Below are 17,384 nucleotides of genomic sequence, written 5' to 3' on the forward strand. Positions count from 1 at the left end.
CCGCTATATGGCTGAGACCTGCATATCAGCTTCACTTTTTCCCGGGAATTCAGGATATACCTTATCCTTAAACTGCCTGAGGACATCATAACCACCGGTATACTCACGAAGAACAGTGGAATTCTTCACTTCATCGCTCAAATTAACATCAGAAAGCAGCCGCTGTGTCATGAACCCCTTGTCATCGGGAATCTCATCCTTGCTGATATCCAGCAGGGACAGTTCATGGATGGGAGAAAATATCCCGTTATATACGTCACGGGCAAACCTCACCCAGCCTTCATAGCCCTTCCAGGGTCCATTGTGATATGCATGTGCATTGAGGTATGGGACACGGATCTTTTTAGCGACTTCACCCGGCCTTTTTCCGGTGAAAATAATATCGGGCTGAAGTTCTTCCATAGCCTCAAGACCTTCCAGTTCATTGGGATCGTCAATGGCAAGCGCGCCTTCCTCACATCTGGAAATACCCTTTTCCATATCTCCCTGGTGACCGAATTTGGTATACACAGATACCACCTCAACCCCCATTTCTTCATGAATGCAGTTTGCCCAGTGCCAAAGCTTGGAACCGCCGGGCCACAGACATACCTTCTTGCCTTTTAATCTTTCCTTATACCAGTCAAGCTCCGGTTTCCATCTTTCCACCTCTTCACTGATGATTGCTTCGGCTCTGTCCTGGATGCCGAAGAACATGCCGATTTTCCGGAGAGAGGCCGACAGAGGTTCAAAACCGAAACCGTCTATGTCAAGACGCGGAATACCGTACCTGACTCTTAATTCATTGCATATATACTCAGCTGATCTTGCACACTCCAATACATTCAGGTGTGCCCTGTGCATTGAACGCAGGCCGTCATAGGTCCCGTTGCCGGTAAACGTGGAAAGCACCTGTATACCCATTCTTTTGAAGAAATCCTGCATAACCTCCTGATCACCCTGAATGTTATACTCACCGACATAATTAATGACATAATCGCTGGTAATTTCGGGTTCGAAGGTTCCAACCTTCTGATTGATCCACGCAATGTTGATTTTGTGATGTCCGCCCGACTGGCTTGGTCCCCCGAAGCCGGGGGAATTACATACAAATATATCCACTCCGGGCATTTCCTCCATAACCTCGGCCGCTATAGCGTTGATATCATCCCCAATCAGCGCTGAAGCGCAGGTCTGGTATATGGTCATCCTGTTAATATCCGGAAATGCTTTAAAAGCCTCAATTATATTCTTTTTAAGGATCTTCTCGGCACCGAACACAATGTGTGACTCCTTCATGTCGGTTGCAAAAGTGTACTTCAACTGAAAATTATCATTGTCACTGATATACCTTTTGGTCTGCCAGGTGTCATAGGTGCAGCCCACAGGTCCGTGACTCATATGGATTACATCCTTCATGGGCGTACCGATAACATGCTTTGCACCGCAGTATGCACAGCCTCTTTCAGAAATGGTTCCGGGTATGGTATTCAGATATCCCAGCGGAAGAGCATCGGCAAGGGTCTCTCCCGGCCCTTTAATAACAGCGTGCTTTTCTCTTTCCGGTATACATTCACTGCATTTAAATAAATGATATGGCATAATAATCCTCCTTACCTGTGTTTAATTTATTGCATCGTTCCCCTGCTCATCTGTCCTGATACGCAGAGCATCCTCCACCGGACAGACAAATATCTTTCCGTCACCAATCTGACCCGTCCGGTTTACCTGTATTATGGCATCGATCACTGTATCCACATTTTCATCGCTTACAACAATTGACAGATATCTCTTGGGCACATATTTCATGCCTCCGCTTTTGTTCTGTTCCAGTATCCCTGCGCGGTACTCAATATTAACCTCACTGTCAATTCCCTTCTGCTTTCCCCTGCCAAGAACCGGAATGGCCGTCATGCTGGGAATTCCAAGCCTGACCAGGATTTCTTTCGTGGCATTTACCTTCTTTGGCCGGATTACCGTAATTATTTCCTTCATAATAAGTACCACTGCCTTTCTGCCTCAACAAAATTTTATGGAATAATTCCACGCACATATGGTGCCAACTTATAATCCCGTCTCCCCGGTCCTGACCGTCATTACTCTTTCAACAGCCGTAATGAAAACTTTGCCGTCACCGAAATTGCCGGTATACGCTTTGTATTTAATAATTTTTAAAACTTCATTGACAGCCTCATCTTCAACTACCAGCATAAGAATCGTTTTTGGCAGTTCATCATAGTGAATGGCTCCGAACATAATACCGTTCTGTTTTCCTCTGCCAAACGCATTAATTTTTGTCATTGAGCTGAATCCGGCTTCTGCAAGAGCATCTGCAATTGTATCAGCCATCTCGGGTCGTACGATTGCTTTTAACATTTTCATATGGAAGGCTCCTTTCCCATTAATCTGCAATTCCGTACTTTACAACCATTTTTTCAAGTTCATCCATGGTAAGCGGCTGTGGTATCACAAAATTCTTATTTTCAATAATTTTTCTGGCCAGCTCCCCATATTCCTTTGCCTGATTTTCGCTGTCATCGTATTCTACAACTGTTTTTTTATTGAATTCTGCTTTTTGAACAATATTATCCCTGGGTACAAAATGAATCATTTCTGTTCCTATTGACGCAGTGAACTCCTCCAGGAATTCCCTCTCCCGGTCTACCTTACGGCTGTTGCAGATGATACCGCCAAGGCGTACGCCGCTTTGCTTGGCATATTTCAGCAAACCCTTGCAGATGTTGTTTGCTGCGTAGATTGCCATCATTTCTCCTGATGCGACAATATAAACTTCCTGAGCCTTGCCGTCTCTTATGGGCATTGCAAAACCGCCGCAGACAACGTCTCCCAAAACATCATAGAAAACAAAATCCAGATCATCGGTGTATGCACCGTTGGCTTCCATCAAATCAATAGCGGTAATAACACCTCTCCCTGCACACCCGACACCGGGTTCCGGACCTCCCGACTCAACACAGCGGATATTTTTAAAACCGTTTTTTATGACCTTATCCTTGGTAACCTTCTCGGCACCTTCTTCACGCAGCACATCCATCAGAGTTTCCTGGGGCTTTCCGCCTAAAATCAGCCGTGTGGAATCTGCCTTGGGATCACATCCATGAATAAATATTTTCTGATCATAGAAATGTGCCATTGCCGCTGCAGTGTTCTGCTGTGTTGTAGACTTTCCGATACCGCCTTTTCCATAAAATGCTATCTTCCTCATAGTCAATACCTCCTTAACTGAACCGTTGTTATTGTTAAAATATTTAGTATTTGTACCTGGATTTTTAACAGGTATATATTTGAAATTATGCTGCTTTACATATCAAGCTCGTTAAAAAACACAATACTTAATAAAAATGAGCAGCATAATTCATTACTCATTAAAATATGAAATTATTAATAGTTGATTGTTTTAACCGGGATAATTGAATAAACAGGACCGTACTTGATATTTTCAGTCACAACTTTGTGTGTCAAGTACATAGTAGTGTCGCTTTGACTAAAATACAGCTTTGTAAAATAGACTTACATAATTTTTTTCCATAATATTTGCATTGCTTCATTGAAATGGGATTGTTTTGTATGCTGCAATACAGTAGTATCCATACTGCAACCTTTAATGGAAGGTATTTATATCAGAATTTTTGATAGACGTCATTGGCTCTCATTGGACATCTAGTAATAATCTTCAGTACAATTTAATACTGTTTGTAAATTTAAATTGCATCATTATCTGTTTTGTACTGTTTTACACAATTATACACAGTCTGCTGTCACATGTCAATGCTTTTGCAATATTTATTTGTTAAAACTTTCATATTTTTTATTTTTGTTTATATTAGCATATTCCTGTTTCGCTTTATTCACCTGCGTTTTTATGAATTATTACCAGCTTTTCACTATTTAAGATTCGAGCTTTTATGCATGATTCACAATTAAAACTTGCACATAAATAAATACATTTTAATAATGTAATAAAAAATGCTATATATTCTTCCTTCATTTTAGTACGTATTAATACATGCCGGAAAAATATACCGTTCACCGCCTGAAAACAGAAATAGTACCGACACCTGCTGAGGCAAAGGTGTTCTAAGTCCTAAGGGACACCTTGGACATCTGTAACCTCATTATGGTGAATGACAATATGATTGATATTAAAAGAAAAACATAAAAACAGGATACTTCATGTATTTAAATATGCTATAATCAATTAAAACAACCAATGAAAGGCAAGTACGAAAGCTATGGATAATAAGCCTTTGACTCCTCAGGAAGTGGCAGATATATTAAAAATATCAAAAAGCACGGTTTATGATTTGATGAAACGCAGGGAACTTAATTCCTACAGAGTTGGGAAGAAGTTAAGAGTTGATATGGCTGACGTAGAAAAGTACAAAAACAAGACGAAAGATCCCACTTCGCCTTCCGGCAGCAGTGAGACAATAAAAATCCCGTCTTCTGCAGCATATGAAGATCACTATTTTATTAATAATACCTTTATAATTTCGGGACAGGATGTTATTTTAGATATATTATGCCGCTATCTCAACAGGCACACTGCCGGGATCCGGGCTCTGCGTTCATACGAAGGCAGCTATAACGCGGTCTACGCCCTTTATCAAGGTGAGGTTCAGGCTGCAACCGCTCATATGTGGGATGGTAAAACAGGAGCATATAATGTCCCCTATATTGAAAGAATGCTGCCGGGAACTCCTGCTGTAATAATACGTCTTGCCAGCCGTATGCAGGGTTTTTATGTCGCCAGAGACAATCCTAAAAATATCAGGGGCTGGAACGATTTGATACGGCCCGATATCACTCTCGTTAACCGTGAAAAAGGCAGCGGAACAAGAATTCTTCTCGATGAGCATTTACGAAAAATGGGGATCTCGGGCAAATCAATCAAAGGCTACGCAAAGGAGCATCAGTCACATATTGCAGTAGCCAGCAGCGTTGCCAGGGGCGAGGCAGATTGCGGTATCGGGAATGAAAAGGCCTGCCTGCAGGTACAGGGTATTGACTTTATACCCATTCAGAAAGAACAATATGACATGATACTAAAAAAAGAAGATATGAATCAGCCTGCTGTCGACGCTATTTTTTCAATTCTCCGTTCCGATGACTTCAAACTGGAGCTGCAAGGCATGGGTGGATACGACCTGACCGAATTAGGAAAAATAATTGCGGAAACCTGATAACTGAAAGTAAGCCTGTAGAAATATTAATTTTGGGAAAGGCCCCTATGAATGAGCATTATTATGAAAAATTACTTAATATAAGAACATTGGGAGATCAGAAAGTATTTAATGAATCTGTTCACTATCACAGATATGAACCAACCTCCTACCCGGCATTGGAGATTTTGTCGCAGCAATATGAATTTACACCGGAAGACAGTGTGGTTGATTTTGGCTGCGGAAAGGGAAGGTTCAACTTTTACGTTAGTCACTTTTTCAGCTCCTCTGTTACAGGGATAGAAATGAATAGCTACTTTTATAAGCAGGCTGTTGAAAATAAAAAATTCTACTTCCAGACAAATAAATATAAAAAGGACAATATTGATTTTTTAAACTGTTTTGCCGAAACATATGACATTAGATCAACAGACAATAAATTTTATTTCTTTAATCCTTTTTCAATGCAAATATTTGCAAAAGTAATAAAAAATATTCTGGTTTCTGCCCAAACAAATGAAAGATCAGTAGATATTATACTTTACTATCCGTCCATGGACTATATTTATTTTCTGGATACCACTTCCCCCTTTACACAAATAAAAGAGATTAAAGTACCTCATATGTGTGATACTGATCCCCGTCACAGGTTTCTGATATATAAATGGATATTATAAATTTACATATCCAAATCTTCTATAAGTTCATCACTTAGAATTCCCTGCGCTATCTGCCTCACTTCACCGGTCATTCTTATATTCCAGTTTGAATCAATTTCAATTTTCAATTGGCCGCCAGGCATTTTAATCTTGACATTAGCATCAATCAGACCTCTTTTTCTCAGTACACTTGCCACTGCACAGGAAGAACTTCCCGAAGCCAGTGTAAATCCGGCTCCTCTTTCCCATATCAATACCTCAACCTCACTCTTTGATATAACTTTGGCAAATTGGACATTGATTCTATTTGGAAATTGGTCATGCCTTTCAATAAGACTTCCATATTTTTTTATTTCATCTATATCCAGATTATCCTTTATTACTACACAATGCGGATTTCCAACAGATACGCAATTTATTTCATAATCCCTGTCTCCAACCTTTATTGTTTCTCCAATAACTATTTCAGATTTAAATCTTGTAGGTATTTCCTCCGATTTAAAGATAGCTTTTCCCATATCTACGGATATCAGAGCTGCTTTTCCATTTGAAGTTTCAACGATTCTGGCATGGACTATTCCGCCTTTTGTCTCAACAGAAAATTCTCTTTTTTCTGTAAAATGTAAATCGTAAATATATTTGCAGAAAATTCTTAACCCGTTTCCGCTTTTTTCTGCTTCAGAACCATCAGGATTATATATTTCCAACCCAAAATCCGCTTTAAAAGACTTTACTTTTAACAATATTCCATCCGAACCTATTCCAAAGTTTACATTGCATATTCTTTTAATAGCTTTTTCTGTCAGCTCAAAACTGATTTTCTCCTGATCTAAAACAATATATTCGTTTCCCAGTCCGTGAGTTTTTACAAAATTATTCAAATTTGCCCTATTCAGCATAATATATTTCATATCGTCAAAGGTTAATTGCAGCTGGCCTGCATAATACTCACTCTGTTTTACAAATGTAAATCCGCATTTTTCTATAACTCTTCTGGATTGATTATTGGATGAAAAATGGCCGATGGTCAATGCATCCAGTTTGCATTCATCAAAACAAAACCTGATCACAGCATTTACTGCTTCAGGCATCAAGCCCCTTCCCCAATATGCTTTGGATAAGACATATCCGACTTCTTTAATTTTCAAATGTGCATACCGGTTCTCTTCATTAGCCCAGGAGTTATGCAGCCCCAAAGAACCGATCACTTTCATATTTTCCTTATTTACTATTGCAAAAACATTTTTTCCCGAGATGAAAGACTGCAATATTTTCCTGGAAACCTCAATTGAATCATGATGTTTCCAACCCGCCATTTCTCCAACACCCTCAACAGACGCATATTCGTAGAAGTCGTTTACATCTGTTTCCCGCCATGCCCGCAAAATCAATCTGCCGGTTTCCAGTGCCGTTTTTGTAACATCAATAGTTAAGTCCATGTCATCACCGCCTGATAAAAAGATAATATATATTTTTCTATTATACAGAATGGAGCCATAAAATGGAACTCAACTTAAGTACCTATGTAAAATATTTTTCCAATTTATGATATATGTCAGGACCCGGTTTAATACCAATGCTGTCCAAAGCTGAGAGAAAAGCTCCTGCAGCCGGCGGAAGTGCCGGAACTATAAAATAGGCCTTCGGCACTTCTCTGTGCACTGTGGTAGTCAGTTCATCAATAAGCAGAGGATTATCTCCCCTATAAACACTTCCGCCAAGAACGACAGGTACTTCAAGATTTTCCATTCCCAATTTTTTTATTACGCCGAATATCATTTCACCAATTACGTGCCCCATATCTATAAGGAGTTTCTGGCACACGCAATCTCTGGCATTAGCAAGCCTGAACACCAACGGCGGTACACTTTTAAGTTCCTCCTCCCTCACAAGCCTCTTCGGATAAAACCTGGTCAGTAAATCTTCCATATTGTCAACCCCGAAAAGCGGAGGTATTTCTGTAACCAGGGCTGTACCCCTGCCTGTGCCTTCATGGGCCCTGAAGGCATGGTGAAGAGCCTTCTCGGTTATATGCCCGCCGCCGCCGTAATTTCCCAGTTCATAGCTGAGCGCACTTAAAATTGTCCTTCTCCCGTCAGGGCTGCAGGCTCCGGCATTTGAACCGGTGCCGCAGATGGAAACTGCACCCCAGGTGCCTTTCAGCCCGCTCCTCATACCTATCCAGGCATCATTGACAACTTTGAACGTGCCGGCCTGAAAAATATCCCTGCAAAGCTTATTCAAAAACTCAAAATCAGATGGAAGGTCAGCACCGGATAAACCCAGATACACATATTTCATATCCTCAGTTTTAAGCTTTGCCTTTTCCAAGGCTCCTTTATAAACCTCATTTATAACGGCCCTTGCCTGACTTTTGCCGGCAGTCTGATGATTGGAAGCGCCGAGGGTATAATCTCCAAGGATATTACCATTGGTATCCCCGACAAGGCACCTTGTCTTAGTGGCGCCTCCGTCAATTCCTGCAACATATGCCATGATTATCGCCCCCTGAAAAAGTTTGGCAGGTATGTTTTGTTTGCTTCAATTATTTCCTCCAGCAGCGCTTGTGCGGTATCGGCGCCATGCACCAGCGGGTGGTTTAAAAGCGCTTTGAAGCCGGCAGCCCTGTCGCCGTTGACAGCAGCTTGAATGGTGTACTTTTCATACTGTTTTACACTTATAACAAGTGAACGGACCGCTTCGGGCAGTTTACCGGCGGCAACAGGATGGGCGCCGGACTTGTTGACAATGCAGTTTGTCTCAATAACCGAGTCCTCCGTCAAATCACTGATCGCTCCATTATTGCGGACATTCAGTACATGGATTCGGCCGTCGTTGGTATGAATGCTCTGTATCAGCGACAATGCCGCCTCCGAATAGAGAGAGCCTCCCCTTTCGGACAGCTGCACAGGCTTTATATTGAGAGCCGGATCTTTATATAATTCAAATAATTCCTTTTCAACTTCCTTAACCTTGTCTGCCCTGGTTCCCTTCCCATTATTCAGCGACTCCTGTTCTTCCTTAACCATTTCCTTTTCAAAAAAGTAATAATCCAGATACGGCGACGGGATCAGCTTGAGTATGTTTACAACCTCCCTGCTGCCATTTACCGAGGGTATGTTTTTCATGATATTTTCCTTGAAAAGAGCTTCTTCAAACAAGGCATCCGTTTTATTCACCCCGTCTACATATACCTTCGTTATCCAGGACAGATGGTTTAACCCCGCAAACTCGCAATAAAGCCTGTCTGCCGGAACATTCAGCTGCTCGGACAGGTGTCTTTCCATATTTATTGGTACATTGCACAGACCTATACATCTTATTGACGAATAAGTATTTACAGCTTCGGTAACAATGCCCGATGGATTTGTGAAATTTATGAGCCATGCATCGGGGCATAGCTCTTCCATTTCCTCTGCTATTTCCAGTATTACCGGAACAGTTCTCAGAGCTTTGGCAAATCCGCCGGGTCCTGTTGTTTCCTGCCCCACGGTATTATACCTGAGCGGAATTTTTTCATCGGAGGAACGTGCCTCCAGACCTCCCACACGAAATTGTGTAATAACGTAATCCGCACCGGCCAAAGCCTCTCTTCTGTCCATGGTAGCCGAAATTTTGATATCAAATCCACATTTCCCAACCATTCTTTCAGTCAGCTCTTTTATTATATGTAATTTTTCTTTTCCCCCGGCTATATCTACAAGAACAACTTCTGAAGTGTTCAGTATACTCTGTCTTTCAATTATTCCCTCCATCAATTCAGGAGTATAACTGCTTCCTCCTCCTATTATTACTAATTTCAACCCTTTCATGAGATTATTCTCCTTTCCTTTCATGTTTTTAGTTAATGAATATTTTCAGCAGCACTTATGCATCTTCTTTTAAACATATTATCATACAATAAACCGCAGTACAATATAAGCGCTTATATTTTTATTTTATAAAATTAGTAATTGCAATATTTAAAAAGCTATTTTATAATAAATTTAAAAGCGCTTATATTTACTTTAATCTTTGTTTCTTCTCTGCGGCTTCACATTTATACTTTGAGAAAGGACTGATTTTATTGAAATTAAACGAGAACGGACGTCAGCGGTTAAATCTGTACATATTCTTATCCCCCTGGATAATAGGTCTTCTGGTATTTACCCTATATCCCATCATCTCATCCCTTTTTTACAGCTTTACCGATTACAACATAATTGATGCGCCGAGGTTTATTGGAATTAGGAATTATACTGATTTAATGAATGACGACCTGTTTTTCAAATCCATCAAAGTAACGCTGTATTATACCTGTTTGAGTGTACCCATCCAATTGATCCTATCCCTTGCTCTTGCCTTGCTTTTAAATCAGAAGGTACCCTTTATGGGGTTTTTCAGAACATCACTGTACCTGCCCAGCATGGTATCGGGTGTTGTTATGTCTCTTCTATGGCTGTGGATATTCAATTCCGATTTCGGTCTGTTGAATTATCTTTTATCACTGGCCGGAATTAAAGGACCCATGTGGCTCATGGATGAGAGTTGGGCCATACCTGCCCTGATATTGATGAGCCTGTGGCTGACGGGAAGCGGCATGGTAGTATTTCTGGCGGCGCTCCAGGGTGTCCCGGTCTCACTGCAGGAGGCAGCGGTGCTGGATGGAGCCGGCAAATGGCAGCAATTGAGAGTTATTACTCTGCCGATGATCTCTCCCATCATATTATTCCAGCTCATAATGGGTATCATAGATTCCTTTCAAACCTTTACCCAGGCTGTGGTAATGACACGAAACGGCGGTCCCCACTATGCCACTTATTTCTACGTATTCAACCTGTACACCAATGCATTTAAAAATTATAAGATTGGTTACGCCTCTGCACTGGGCTGGCTGCTGCTTGTCACTGTCATGCTTCTCACCTATCTGATTTTCAAGCTTTCTGATAAATATGTATATTACGAGGGGGGGCAAAACTAATGAGTCTACAGAATAAACCGGTCGGGATGCCAAAGAAAAAATCACATGCAGGCAGGTATATATCTGTCGCAGTTTTGGTAATTGTTACGTTAATTATGCTTTTACCTGTATTCTATATGATATCCACCGCCCTGAAAAGCAATGTGGAAATCCGCAAAGTTCCGCCTACTATTATTCCCTCCCAACTTCATTTTGAAAATTTCGGGCTGATTTTTTCAAAAATCCGGTTCGGGACATATTTTTTCAACAGTATATTTGTTGCAGTTCTTGTATTGATAGGAACACTTCTCTCGTCGTCCCTTGTCTCCTTTGGCTTTGCCAGGTATAAAGCCCGGGAGAAAAACCTCCTGTTTATGCTCCTGTTAAGTACATTGATGCTCCCTTATCCCGCATTGATCATTCCTCAGTATTTATTGTTCAGAAATATCGGCTGGGTGGACAGCTTTCTTCCATTGATTGTCCCTTCGTTCTTTGGCTCGGCATATATGATATTTTTACTTAAGCAGTTTTTCAGTTCACTGCCCAACGATTTATTCGATGCCGCCAAAATTGACGGCTGCAGTGAGTTCAGAACCTGGTGGAATATTGCCCTGCCGCTGTGCAAACCGGCTATGGCCACCGTTTCGATTTTTACATTTTTGTGGACCTGGAATGACTTTATAACCCCTGTCATATACCTTAACACCGACAGCAAATTTACACTGCCCATAGGCATGAGCGGCATGATTTCAGCTTTCCGGCTTATCCCCTGGAATCTGATTATGGTGGGATCAATATACTCTTTGCTGCCCATTTTTATTTTGTTCTTCATCGCCCAGAAATATTTTGTGGAAGGAATAGTCCTGACCGGGCTCAAATAAGCCTGGCAGCTTATAACGCTCACAGGACAAACTTCTATAAATATAAATGTTAATTAAAGTTTTAAGGAGGATTCTCAAATGGTAAAAAGTAAAAAGTTTCTATCAGCTCTCCTGAGTGTTTGCATGTGCTCGACTTTATTGCTCTCTTCGTGCGGAGGAAACAGTCCGGGCAGCAGCGATACCGCCCAGGGAAAAGACGGAGTGTCGGGAAAGGTTACATACCTGACTTTAAATCAGGAGGACAGGGATTACGTGACCAAACTCACTCCTGATTTTAATCAAAAATTCCCTGATGTTAAAATCGAAGTTGTTACCGCTCCATATGATCAATTTGATCAGAAGCTTCAGACAATGATAGCCGGAAATACTCCTCCGGATGTCACTTCACATTTCGGGCAGGCCGGCTTCATGGAATATTACAACAAGGGCATGCTGCTGGATTTGACACCGATGATGGAAGCCGATAAATATGATCCTGTAGCTGTGGGTATACCAAAGGAAATTGCAGATATCTATAAAATCGAGGATAAATACTACGGGCTCCCGCTGAATACATACGTATCGGTACTGGCTTACAACCAGGACCTGTTTGACAGGGCGAATATTCCGTATCCTACCGCCGATTATGAAGACAAAAGCTGGACCTGGGATAAAATGCTTGAATATGCAAAAAAACTTACTGTAAATTCAGACAACATGGAGGCTGCTACATACGGACTTGAATGGTTCTGGGCCGAACCCGACATGAGACCGCTGTATTTCGGAGCAAAGGTTTATTCCGATGATACCTGGACAAACGGAGGAAATCCTTCGGAAGTATACTTCAACTCACCTGAAGTAATTAATGTATACCAGAAGCTTTCAGATCTTGTGTTCAAGGATAGGGTCAGCCCCACCGATTCAATAGTTCAGGGGCTGGGAGGTCAAAGCGGCGAGTCCTTCACCAGCGGAAAGATTGCCATGAAACCCGCAGGTGCCTGGATACTCAGCGGTACCAATGAATTACCTTTCAAGGTGGGCATTGCTGCAATACCAAATGCCGGAAACGACAAGATCAGAGATGTCCTTTATGTGGATCCCTTATTTATTTTAAAAGGCAGCAAAAATCCCAGGGCGGCATATGAATGGATCAAATTCAATCTTGAACCTGAGATCCAGGAAAAGATGATCGATTTAAGCGGAGGAAATCCTCCTTCAAACATGAAAGCCTTTGAAAAATATTGCAGTTTCTTCCCCAATATTGATCCAAAAGATTTGAAAATGGTCTATGACGGGGGTATCAAATATGGAACCGAATCCTACAACCATCTTGTAAACAACTATTCACAAATTTGGACTATCGTTAAGAATGAGACAGATCCATGCCTGCTTACCGGGAAGTCAACCGCTGCTGACGTTGCTCCTGCAGTTCAGGAAAAGGTTACAAAGCTTTTGAAGGATATGAATTCAAAATAATATTTATTGCATTTTAGAAATTTGTTATAATGGTACAGGTATCCGGTACCTGTACCATTATAACTTAAGGAGAGAACCATGAAGTATAATATATACGATGTTGCCAAAAAGGCAGGAGTATCCATTGTTACAGTTTCAAAGGTCATCAACAATTCACAGACCGTCCGCGAAGGCAACAGGCAAAAAGTACTGCAGGCCATGAAAGAACTGAACTATAACCCCAGTGCTGCCGCAAGGAGTCTGGCCAGCGGAAGAACCGGTGTTATAGGTCTTCTGATAGATAATCTTACAGATTCTTTTTTATCGTCGGCTCTTGGTGCCATAAACGAATACCTGGAGGATAACGGATATTTTCTTGCACTCTCCCTGATAAATGAATCCAAGATAAACAATGACAATATCCCTTTTCTTTTCCAGCAGGACAGGGTTGACGGCTTGCTGATCGTATCTCCCGTATGTGAGGATACGTATATACTGGACTTAAAAGGTAAAAAAATACCTTTTGTGTTAATGGATAATCAGAAATTCCACCCTTCCGTTCCATCGGTAATTGTCAACAACTATAAGGGGGGATATGATGCAACCCGCCATCTACTTGAGCTTGGGCACAAAAAAATACTGCACATAAGCGGTCCGGGGCTTTACATGTCCAGCAACGACAGAGAAGCAGGCTACAGAGCGGCAATGACTGAAGCAGGATGCGCACCTTATGTTATAAACAGCAGCAGTTTCTCAATAGAAAGCGGTTATAAAATAGTAAAACAGCTTATATCGGAAAATAAGCTGTCCGGCTTTACCTCAATATTTGCTGCCGACGATTATATTGCCCTGGGAGTGATTGACGCCTTTAAAAATTCAAGCATAAAAGTGCCCGGCGATATATCGGTCATAGGCTACGATGATCAGGAACTGGCCTCCTCCTTTCACCCCGGTCTTACTACCATCAGACAGCCTGCCGATGAAATGGGGCGTATAGGCGCAGAAATGCTGCTCAAGATAATAAAAGGCGAAGTTAAAAGATATAATACCATCAAACTTGATCCGGACATTGTAATAAGAGAATCCACTGCTGCTCCCAAACAGTAAGGAAACCATATCAATAAATTTAATAAAAAAATGTTTTTGTACAGCATGCGGGGAACCGATACTTCCACCGGCCCCGTCACTTCAAAAGCATATCTGTTATTTTTTATTCTGATAGGTTTCAAATTTTTTAAATAACGAAGACAGTTCTTTTCTAAGTAATGCACTGTTGCATATATAATCGATTGCAAATTTTTTTAATAAATCTACAGGAAAATCCTTTTCATTTTCAATAAGATATAATAGTTCCAATTCCAGTTCAGTGTATCCATCACTATTAATATTTTCAATTAACTTTTTATATACTTCCAAAGACTTGATTTCATTTTCTTCCATAACACCTCTAGAATCCCTCGTAATCAGTATATACAAAAGTATATCTGTACTCTCATCACAATAAAGATATTACCATAAATTTCCCCCATGGTCAATTAATGGGTCCTCACTTAGTTGCCGTATACCAGGTACTGACATGTTTTTTTAAGGCGTAACCGCAATCCGAATATAATGAACATGCTCTTTTATTTCTGCCGGCCACAGATAATTCCACACTATTATAGCCCCTGGACTCAAGGTACTGTTCAATGGTTTTCAGAGCAAGTTTTCCGTAACCCTGACCCTGTCTGGACCCGCTAATTGAAAAAGCTGAAATTTCCGGAATATCACCGTATTGGATTTCAAATGTCCCGTATATCATACCATCTTTTACAAACAGGCCGGCATCGGTATTTGGGTCTGCCAGAATTCTATCCATTTCGCCTTCATCTATCAGTACCGAAAGCGGCACGCTTAAAAAAGCTTCATTGTGCAGCTCCATGTAAATTGCAGCACTATCCTGTGTTAAAAGCTGTATATCAAAATAGCCAGCTTTATTTTCAGGCACAAAGTCCTTTCTCAAAACATTATAGTCAGTATAGTACTCAAACATATATCTGCCGGTGCAGAAATAATTTCTGTCCAAAGAAACCGCTTTGTCCTTGCAGGTGAAGTATATTTGACCGGCACCCTTTATAGCAGCGGAATCACAGACAGCTTCGGCTGCTGCTTCAAAGCATTCGCCGTTTAAACTGTCACAAATAATATAACAAATTCCCCTGGTCCCTATATCTTTATCGATTGTCCTTATCTCTGCTTTCGTGGCATTCTCTCCTGTATAATGAATTATTTATCCGGAATATTGGTATCCGTCCGATGTGAAAATTATAGCATAATTAATGGTCACTGTAACCAATCAAGCTGATGCCGAAATTGAAAATCACCCTTCCGTTTGTAATTAATGGCTTTAACAGCTATTATTATAAACGGAAGGGTGATTTTTCAGGTACACGGTACACACCTGCAATCAGCGTAATATGCTTGTGCGCGGTGTACCTATGCTCCCAGGAAAATGGCCTCAAATTCCTCTCCTTCAACCTTTTCCTTCAAAAGCAGAACCTCTGCCAATCTATTGAGCTTGCCAATATTGGCTTTCAGCAGAGAAAGAGTTTTTTCATAGGCACTGTCAATGATATGTTTTACTTCGCTGTCAATAAGACCTGCAACCTCGTCACTGTAATTGCGTGCCTGCCCCATATTTCCGCCCATAAAAGCATCCTCGTTCTCATTTTCAAAAATCATGTTGCCCAGCTTACTGCTCATACCGTATTTTGTAACCATATTTCTCGCTATTTGATTAACCCTCTTCAAGTCGCCGGCCGCACCGGTGCTTATCTCATTTAAGGTAATTTCTTCGGCAGCTCTGCCGCCTAAAGCAACTATTATCTCTTCAATGAGCTGGGCTTTGGTATGATAGCTCTTTTCCTCCATTGGCCTGCTGGCTGTATAGCCGCCTGCCGTTCCAGCCGGAATGATTGATACTCTGTCGACATTCTGGCTTGAAGAAACAAGTTTTATTGCCAGTGCATGGCCTGCTTCATGGAAGGCAGTGACCTTTCTGTCGTGCTCGCTCATGACGCGGCTTTTATTCTCAGGGCCCATCATTACCTTGAAGGCGGCTTCCTTTATATCTTCATTCCCGATCTTTCTCTTGTTGCTTCTTGCTGCCAGCAGCGCGGCCTCATTGAGCAGATTCTCCAGTTCGGCTCCTGTAAAGCCGGGTAACAATTTGGCTATATCACCCAGATTAACATCCTCAGCCAGCGGCTTGCCTTTGGAATGAACCTTTAAAATCTGTTCTCTCCCCTTGATATCCGGCAAGCCGACAACAACTCTCCTGTCGAAACGTCCTGGCCTTAAAAGTGCGGGGTCAAGTATGTCAGGTCTATTGGTGGCAGCCAGTATGATGATCCCGTCATTTATACCGAAACCGTCCATTTCCACCAGCAGCTGATTCAAGGTCTGTTCCCTTTCATCATTTCCCCCGCCCATACCGGCACCTCTATGTCTTCCCACGGCATCTATTTCATCAATAAATATGATACAGGGTGAATTTTTTTTAGCCTGTTCAAACAGGTCGCGGACCCTGGATGCTCCAACGCCCACAAACATCTCAACAAAATCCGAACCGCTTATACTGAAAAACGGAACTCCTGCCTCACCCGAAACGGCTTTGGCCAGAAGGGTTTTACCTGTACCCGGAGGCCCTACCAGAAGAACGCCCTTCGGTATTCTCGCCCCCAGTTCTACAAACTTTTCAGGTGCTTTTAAAAACTCAACTATTTCGGCCAGTTCCTGCTTTTCCTCATCAGCTCCTGCCACATGTTCAAAGGTTACCCGCCTCTTGTCGTTAACAGACAGCTTTGCACGGCTCTTGCCAAAGGACATCACCCGGTTGCCTCCTGCACCGCCGCCCTGCTGCCGCCTCATAAAAAAGAACCAGAACAATATGGGTGCTGCTATCAGCACAAGTGTAGGCAGTATTGCCAGCCAGACCGGGGTCTGCTGCGGCGGAGCCACACTGTATTTTTCAATCTGCCCGTTGTCCAGGGCATTTGTAAACCTCTCGGATGCCGAAGTGACATCCGGCGGAACAATGACCGTATAGTTTATGGCTTTGCTTTCGCCCAACGGATTTTTAAGCTCTACTGTAGCAGTGCTCATTTGCAGTTCTATAGTCTTCACATTGCCTGTTTGGATCTGCTGCAGCAGTTCGGAATAATCCATTTTTGGCGGTTTCTCAGATGGAACAAAAAATGTTATTGCTATTAAAACAACTAAAAAAATTACTATATAAAAACGTAAACCTTTGAAATACTTCAAATAACTC

The 17,384-nt window shown here is 41.7% G+C and carries 16 protein-coding genes; 6 read left to right on the forward strand and 10 right to left on the reverse strand.

Going from position 1 to position 17,384, the window contains the following annotated elements:
* Nucleotides 1-3 precede the first annotated feature (3 nt).
* The 4 genes from anfD to nifH form a co-directional block, all read right to left on the reverse strand.
* On the reverse strand, nucleotides 4-1,581 hold the full coding sequence (gene anfD, locus CTER_RS15040; protein WP_004626752.1) for a nitrogenase iron-iron protein, alpha chain: 1,578 nt from the start codon (nucleotides 1,579-1,581) through the stop codon (nucleotides 4-6).
* A gap of 21 nt (nucleotides 1,582-1,602) precedes the next feature.
* Entirely contained in the window at nucleotides 1,603-1,974 is a 372-nt protein-coding gene (locus CTER_RS15045) for a P-II family nitrogen regulator (protein ID WP_040761328.1), read from the reverse strand.
* 69 nt (nucleotides 1,975-2,043) lie between these two features.
* Nucleotides 2,044-2,361: a P-II family nitrogen regulator gene (locus CTER_RS15050; RefSeq protein WP_004626725.1), complete on the reverse strand. Its 318-nt coding sequence runs from the start codon at nucleotides 2,359-2,361 to the stop codon at nucleotides 2,044-2,046.
* A 19-nt stretch (nucleotides 2,362-2,380) separates the two neighbouring features.
* Entirely contained in the window at nucleotides 2,381-3,205 is an 825-nt protein-coding gene (gene nifH, locus CTER_RS15055) for a nitrogenase iron protein (protein WP_004626804.1), read from the reverse strand.
* Nucleotides 3,206-4,232: 1,027 nt separating this feature from the next.
* On the opposite strand from nifH, the gene CTER_RS15060 reads away from it, so the two are divergent.
* Nucleotides 4,233-5,183, forward strand: a complete 951-nt coding sequence (locus CTER_RS15060; protein ID WP_004626802.1) for a helix-turn-helix transcriptional regulator — start codon at nucleotides 4,233-4,235, stop codon at nucleotides 5,181-5,183.
* 47 nt (nucleotides 5,184-5,230) lie between these two features.
* The gene (locus CTER_RS15065; RefSeq protein WP_004626768.1) at nucleotides 5,231-5,839 is read left to right on the forward strand and encodes a class I SAM-dependent methyltransferase; all 609 of its coding nucleotides are present in this window, start codon (nucleotides 5,231-5,233) and stop codon (nucleotides 5,837-5,839) included.
* A 2-nt stretch (nucleotides 5,840-5,841) separates the two neighbouring features.
* Here CTER_RS15065 and dapF read toward each other — a convergent pair whose 3' ends face one another.
* The 3 genes from dapF to CTER_RS15080 form a co-directional block, all read right to left on the reverse strand.
* On the reverse strand, nucleotides 5,842-7,260 hold the full coding sequence (gene dapF, locus CTER_RS28585) for a diaminopimelate epimerase (RefSeq protein WP_083909013.1): 1,419 nt from the start codon (nucleotides 7,258-7,260) through the stop codon (nucleotides 5,842-5,844).
* An 82-nt stretch (nucleotides 7,261-7,342) separates the two neighbouring features.
* Nucleotides 7,343-8,317 carry an N-acetylglucosamine kinase gene (locus tag CTER_RS15075; protein ID WP_004626783.1) on the reverse strand — a complete coding sequence of 325 codons (975 nt, stop codon included), beginning with the start codon at nucleotides 8,315-8,317 and terminating at the stop codon, nucleotides 7,343-7,345.
* 2 nt (nucleotides 8,318-8,319) lie between these two features.
* The gene (locus CTER_RS15080; RefSeq protein ID WP_004626800.1) at nucleotides 8,320-9,633 is read right to left on the reverse strand and encodes a 6-phospho-beta-glucosidase; all 1,314 of its coding nucleotides are present in this window, start codon (nucleotides 9,631-9,633) and stop codon (nucleotides 8,320-8,322) included.
* 254 nt (nucleotides 9,634-9,887) lie between these two features.
* Here CTER_RS15080 and CTER_RS15085 point away from each other — a divergent pair, with 254 nt between their 5' ends.
* From CTER_RS15085 to CTER_RS15100, 4 genes are all read left to right on the forward strand, one after another.
* Nucleotides 9,888-10,781, forward strand: a complete 894-nt coding sequence (locus CTER_RS15085) for a carbohydrate ABC transporter permease (protein ID WP_004626732.1) — start codon at nucleotides 9,888-9,890, stop codon at nucleotides 10,779-10,781.
* Entirely contained in the window at nucleotides 10,781-11,641 is an 861-nt protein-coding gene (locus tag CTER_RS15090) for a carbohydrate ABC transporter permease (protein WP_004626736.1), read from the forward strand. The genes CTER_RS15085 and CTER_RS15090 overlap by 1 nt, the downstream gene beginning before the upstream one ends.
* A gap of 78 nt (nucleotides 11,642-11,719) precedes the next feature.
* Nucleotides 11,720-13,096 (forward strand): ABC transporter substrate-binding protein, encoded by a 1,377-nt coding sequence (locus CTER_RS15095; protein WP_004626794.1) that lies wholly within the window; start codon nucleotides 11,720-11,722, stop codon nucleotides 13,094-13,096.
* A gap of 78 nt (nucleotides 13,097-13,174) precedes the next feature.
* Nucleotides 13,175-14,182, forward strand: coding sequence for a LacI family DNA-binding transcriptional regulator (locus CTER_RS15100; protein ID WP_004626796.1), 1,008 nt, complete (start codon nucleotides 13,175-13,177; stop codon nucleotides 14,180-14,182).
* Between the two features lie 96 nt (nucleotides 14,183-14,278).
* On the opposite strand, the gene CTER_RS15105 is transcribed toward CTER_RS15100, so the two are convergent.
* The 3 genes from CTER_RS15105 to ftsH form a co-directional block, all read right to left on the reverse strand.
* Nucleotides 14,279-14,515 (reverse strand): hypothetical protein, encoded by a 237-nt coding sequence (locus CTER_RS15105; RefSeq protein ID WP_004626810.1) that lies wholly within the window; start codon nucleotides 14,513-14,515, stop codon nucleotides 14,279-14,281.
* A 106-nt stretch (nucleotides 14,516-14,621) separates the two neighbouring features.
* A complete protein-coding gene (locus tag CTER_RS15110; RefSeq protein WP_040761315.1) occupies nucleotides 14,622-15,140 on the reverse strand; it encodes a GNAT family N-acetyltransferase in 519 nt (172 codons plus the stop codon).
* Between the two features lie 410 nt (nucleotides 15,141-15,550).
* Nucleotides 15,551-17,377 carry an ATP-dependent zinc metalloprotease FtsH gene (gene ftsH / locus CTER_RS15115; RefSeq protein ID WP_004626741.1) on the reverse strand — a complete coding sequence of 609 codons (1,827 nt, stop codon included), beginning with the start codon at nucleotides 17,375-17,377 and terminating at the stop codon, nucleotides 15,551-15,553.
* Between the last annotated feature and the right edge of the window lie 7 nt (nucleotides 17,378-17,384).

The organism is Ruminiclostridium cellobioparum subsp. termitidis CT1112, assembly GCF_000350485.1.
GTDB classification, from domain to species: Bacteria; Bacillota; Clostridia; order Acetivibrionales; family DSM-1351; genus Ruminiclostridium; species Ruminiclostridium termitidis.

Coding starts and splice junctions, on each gene's coding strand:
- anfD (WP_004626752.1), bottom strand. CDS start 1,581: ATGCCATATCATTTATTTAAATGCAGTGAATGTATACCGGAAAGAGAA.
- CTER_RS15045 (WP_040761328.1), bottom strand. CDS start 1,974: ATGAAGGAAATAATTACGGTAATCCGGCCAAAGAAGGTAAATGCCACG.
- CTER_RS15050 (WP_004626725.1), bottom strand. CDS start 2,361: ATGAAAATGTTAAAAGCAATCGTACGACCCGAGATGGCTGATACAATT.
- nifH (WP_004626804.1), bottom strand. CDS start 3,205: ATGAGGAAGATAGCATTTTATGGAAAAGGCGGTATCGGAAAGTCTACA.
- CTER_RS15060 (WP_004626802.1), top strand. CDS start 4,233: ATGGATAATAAGCCTTTGACTCCTCAGGAAGTGGCAGATATATTAAAA.
- CTER_RS15065 (WP_004626768.1), top strand. CDS start 5,231: ATGAATGAGCATTATTATGAAAAATTACTTAATATAAGAACATTGGGA.
- dapF (WP_083909013.1), bottom strand. CDS start 7,260: ATGGACTTAACTATTGATGTTACAAAAACGGCACTGGAAACCGGCAGA.
- CTER_RS15075 (WP_004626783.1), bottom strand. CDS start 8,317: ATGGCATATGTTGCAGGAATTGACGGAGGCGCCACTAAGACAAGGTGC.
- CTER_RS15080 (WP_004626800.1), bottom strand. CDS start 9,633: ATGAAAGGGTTGAAATTAGTAATAATAGGAGGAGGAAGCAGTTATACT.
- CTER_RS15090 (WP_004626736.1), top strand. CDS start 10,781: ATGAGTCTACAGAATAAACCGGTCGGGATGCCAAAGAAAAAATCACAT.
- CTER_RS15095 (WP_004626794.1), top strand. CDS start 11,720: ATGGTAAAAAGTAAAAAGTTTCTATCAGCTCTCCTGAGTGTTTGCATG.
- CTER_RS15100 (WP_004626796.1), top strand. CDS start 13,175: ATGAAGTATAATATATACGATGTTGCCAAAAAGGCAGGAGTATCCATT.
- CTER_RS15105 (WP_004626810.1), bottom strand. CDS start 14,515: ATGGAAGAAAATGAAATCAAGTCTTTGGAAGTATATAAAAAGTTAATT.